General features: G+C 46.8%; 3 protein-coding genes and 3 tRNA genes. All 6 read left to right on the top strand.

Features of this window, described 5'->3' with window-relative positions:
* Positions 1 to 143: DUF815 domain-containing protein (locus tag AC29Z1_RS04825; RefSeq protein ID WP_488270334.1), on the top strand; the 143-nt coding region annotated here is incomplete at its 5' end.
* Positions 144 to 208: 65 nt separating this feature from the next.
* Positions 209 to 1,195 (top strand): UDP-glucose 4-epimerase GalE, encoded by a 987-nt coding sequence (gene galE / locus AC29Z1_RS04820; protein WP_488270321.1) that lies wholly within the window; start codon positions 209 to 211, stop codon positions 1,193 to 1,195.
* A complete protein-coding gene (hrpB, locus tag AC29Z1_RS04815; RefSeq protein ID WP_488270320.1) occupies positions 1,185 to 3,683 on the top strand; it encodes an ATP-dependent helicase HrpB in 2,499 nt (832 codons plus the stop codon). The genes galE and hrpB overlap by 11 nt, the downstream gene beginning before the upstream one ends.
* A 160-nt stretch (positions 3,684 to 3,843) precedes the next feature.
* Positions 3,844 to 3,919 (top strand) — tRNA-His (locus AC29Z1_RS04810).
* A 15-nt stretch (positions 3,920 to 3,934) separates the two neighbouring features.
* Positions 3,935 to 4,010: transfer RNA gene (locus tag AC29Z1_RS04805), tRNA-Gln, on the top strand.
* A gap of 90 nt (positions 4,011 to 4,100) precedes the next feature.
* Positions 4,101 to 4,176: transfer RNA gene (locus AC29Z1_RS04800), tRNA-Lys, on the top strand.
* Positions 4,177 to 4,278 lie beyond the last annotated feature (102 nt).

Below are 4,278 nucleotides of genomic sequence, written 5' to 3'. Positions count from 1 at the left end.
ATATTGCGCAAAAAAACGGCATACATTTGCCAAGTGCTGAGCTGCGGGCCAAAGCTCTGCGGTGGGAAATGTCCCATTCCGGGCGTTCAGGCCGCCTAGCGAAACAACTTGTTGATTATCTGGCCGGCGATAGCGTTGATTAAGTTTTGCCAATTTCGTAATGTAAGAAGAAGCATAGTGTTTGCATAAAGTAATGGGGGGTAATTTCATGAATGTTTTAGTGACAGGAGGCGCGGGATATATTGGTTCTCATACCGTGCGGCTATTGGAAAAAGCTGGTGCAAAAGTAGTTGTCTATGATAATCTGGTGACTGGTCACCGAGCTGCTGTTAAAAACAGCATATTTGTTAAAGGGGATATTTTTGAAAGTGATCGCCTAACTGATACTATCAAACGTTATGAAATCAATTCAGTGGTTCATTTTGCGGCCTATAGTCTTGTTGGAGTTTCGATGGTTAATCCGCGGGATTATTATCATAATAATGTCGCTGGAACCTTAAATCTGCTTAATGTTATGCTGGAAAATGGCGTGAACAAACTGGTATTTTCGTCAACGGCTGCTGTTTATGGTGAACCAGAAATTTCTCCAATAACCGAAAATGCACCTAAAAATCCTACTAACGTTTATGGAAGAACAAAACTCATTATGGAAAATGCTATGGCCGATTATTCACGTGCATATGGTCTGACCTATATTGCCTTGCGGTATTTTAATGCCTGTGGGGCTGATGCTGCTGGCGATATTGGCGAAGACCATCGTATGGAGACTCACCTAATACCGCTTGCACTCAAAGCCTGTCTGGGGAAAACCGATGGATTAAAAATTTTTGGCGAAGATTATCCCACCAAAGACGGGACTTGTGTGCGGGATTATATCCACGTTACTGATTTGGGACAAGCCCATGTGCTTGCGCTAAAAGCGTTATATAATGGCCACGGCTCTGATGTCTATAATCTTGGTAATGGTAATGGCTTTACCGTTAAAGAGATCATTGCAGCAGTAGAAGCGGTAACTGGTTTACCTGTGCCTAAAACGATAGCTCCCCGACGTGCCGGTGATCCGGCTGTGCTTGTTGCCAGCTCTGATAAGATTCGAAAAGATTTAGGCTGGCAGCCTGAATACACGGATATAAACAAGATTATTGCTACTGCTTGGCGTTGGCATAAAGCCAATCCAGAAGGATTTGCCGATTGAAGTGATGACTACTTTGCCTATTCACGAAGTCCTGCCTGAGCTTAAGGCTATATTACGTACACAGGGAAATGCGGTACTCATAGCGCCGCCTGGTTCAGGCAAGACAACCTGTGTTCCGCTGTCGCTTGTAAATGAAACTTGGTTACAGGGTAAGCGGATCCTGATGCTAGAGCCAAGGCGTTTGGCAGCGCGTGCTGCTGCCCGTTATATGGCTAACATGTTGGGGCAGCGGCCTGGAGAGACGGTTGGCTATAGGACTCGGCTGGATACCTGTGTGGGGTCCAAAACTCGTATTGAGGTCATTACTGAAGGTATTCTTACTCGGATGATACAAACCGACCAGGCGCTAGCTGGAGTTGGTTTGATTATATTTGATGAATTCCATGAACGGAGTCTGCATACCGATCTCGGTTTAGCACTGGCGTTGGAAGCGCAAGCTGTGTTGAGAGAAGATTTACGTCTGTTGATTATGTCAGCAACGCTTGAAGCTGAACCAGTGGCCGCGTTGCTTGGTAATGCACCAGTTATTTATAGTAGTGGACAATCTTTTCCGGTGGAGACTCACTACCTTAAACGGCGAACAGAAGACCAGCTGGAAAGTCTTGTTTCACAAGCTGTGTGTACGGCACTTGCTGACGGGAATAACGATATATTAGTGTTTTTACCAGGAGCTGGTGAGATTCGCCGAGTTCAAGCGGAACTTACCGCAAATGGTATAGCTAAACAGGTACGAATTGCGCCGCTTTACGGGAATTTGCCGCCAGAGGACCAGGATGCGGCCCTCTTACCAAGTCCTGACGGACAGCGCAAAATTATATTAGCCACCTCGATTGCCGAAACCAGCCTTACAGTAGAAGGAGTAGGCATAGTTATTGACAGTGGATTGATGCGAGTGCCGCGATACTCACCACGTACTGGACTGACAAGCCTGGAAACGGTAAGAGTATCCCGTCAGGCGGCAGAACAGCGCCGTGGTCGTGCCGGGCGTTTGGGACCAGGGATTTGCTATCGGCTTTGGACTAAGCAAGAAGATTTGTATTTAGAACCCAGCAATAGGCCAGAAATATTATCGGCTGATTTGGCAACGCTTGCGTTAGAATTGGCTGCTTGGGGTGTAAGCAGTCCTAACCAACTGCAATGGCTGGATCTGCCACCAGAATCCGCCTTTTTGCAAGCACAGTCATTGTTGCTGAAGTTAGGGGCGATAGAACCCAATGGCATGATTACTGCTCATGGGCGGTTAATGGCCCAGTCGGGCTTGCACCCACGCTTAGCCCATATGATCATCAAAGCGAAGGAAATAGGCTTGGGTCATGTAGCATGTGAGGTTGCCGCCATTGTAAGTGAACGCGATTTTCTGCAAAGTAATGGGGTAAGGCCTGATGTTGATCTGCGTCTCCGAGTAGAAGCTTTGCGTAACCAGGGCGGCAAGTATCGGGAAACATCGATTATCCGGCGTATTAAGGCCGAAAGTAGAAAATTAAAACAGGATTTTGGCATTACCCCAAATCAGCAAGATACGGTAGAGGATTGTGGATTAGTATTAGCTTTTGCCTATCCTGACAGAATTGGGCAGTTGCGCAGTAGCGGCCGGTTTCTCTTGGAGAGTGGGCGTGGTGCTAGTATGCATGAATCGCAGTTGTTGGCACACAGTCCGTATATTGTGGCTGCCGAATTAGACGGTCAGGGAGTCGACAGCCAGATTTTTTTAGCTGCGCCGCTACACTATGAAGAGTTAAAACGTCATTTTTCCCAACAGATAACGACTGAAACTGAGGTAGTCTGGGATAGGACTGCCCAGGCAGTACGGGCAAAGTGCTATGAACGGCTTGGGGCCATAATATTGAAGGAAAGTCCTTGCGTCAATGCTAATCCGGATGAAGTGATGGCAGCTTTGTGTAAGGGGATTGTTTTAGAAGGAATAGGTATTCTTCCATGGACCAAAGCGGCGCAGCAATTACGTCAGCGCATGTTATTTATTGCTCGTCATGCGGAAGGCTGGCCTGACGTTTCCGATGAAAAGCTGCTGGCAACGCTGGAAGGTTGGTTAGGTCCGTTTGTATATGGTCTAACAAGCCGGGCAGACATGGCCAAGCTGAATATGGTGTCTATTTTGGAAAACTTGCTGACTTGGCAGCAACGCCAGGAGCTTGATGAATATGCACCTACCCATCTGAGGGTGCCTAGTGGACAGCGGGTGGCGATAAATTACAGTAATCCGGAGTGTCCTATATTAGCGGTAAAATTGCAAGAACTGTTTGGACTTACCGATACTCCCTGCATTGCCGGGGGTAAAGTACCATTAACCATCCAATTGCTGTCACCAGCGCAACGTCCTGTACAGATAACACGAGATTTGAGGAGCTTTTGGCGTACGACTTATTTTGACGTCAAAAAAGATTTAATGGGACGTTACCCCAAGCACTACTGGCCAGATGACCCGTTAACTGCTGTGCCAACCCATAAGGTCAGACCAAGTAAATCATAATAATAAAAACGGTGTAATTATTATGACTTACAACTTTTTTATATTTGGTGGCAATTTGGCAGTTAGCACTAAATATTAATTATAAAAAGCTAAATAGGGTGCTTGACATAACGAATATGGTGTGCTAGAATAAATTCTGTCGTCAGCGGCAATGGCTATGGTGACTGTGGTGAAGTGGTTAACACGCCGGATTGTGGCTCCGGTATGCAAGGGTTCGATCCCCTTCAGTCACCCCATATACTTCTTTTAGTAGGGGCGTAGCCAAGTCGGTAAGGCAACGGACTTTGACTCCGTCATGCGTTGGTTCGAGTCCAGCCGCCCCTGCCATAGATTTGCAAGGTGCCTACTGTGGTAGCATTGAAGATATTCAATGGGTAGATTCCTTAGCAAGTTATAAAATAGTCGGTTTATGACAATGACCCACTAGCTCAGTCGGTAGAGCACCTGACTTTTAATCAGGGTGTCCCGCGTTCGAGTCGCGGGTGGGTCACCATCTTTTATTTGTTAGTAGCTAAATAAGCATAACAAATGAATACATCTGCGGGAGTGGCGGAATTGGCAGACGCACCAGACTTAGGATCTGGCGGGTAACCGT

This window comes from Sporomusa sp. (assembly GCF_057736855.1).
This window is presented reverse-complemented; position numbering and strand designations above follow the sequence as displayed.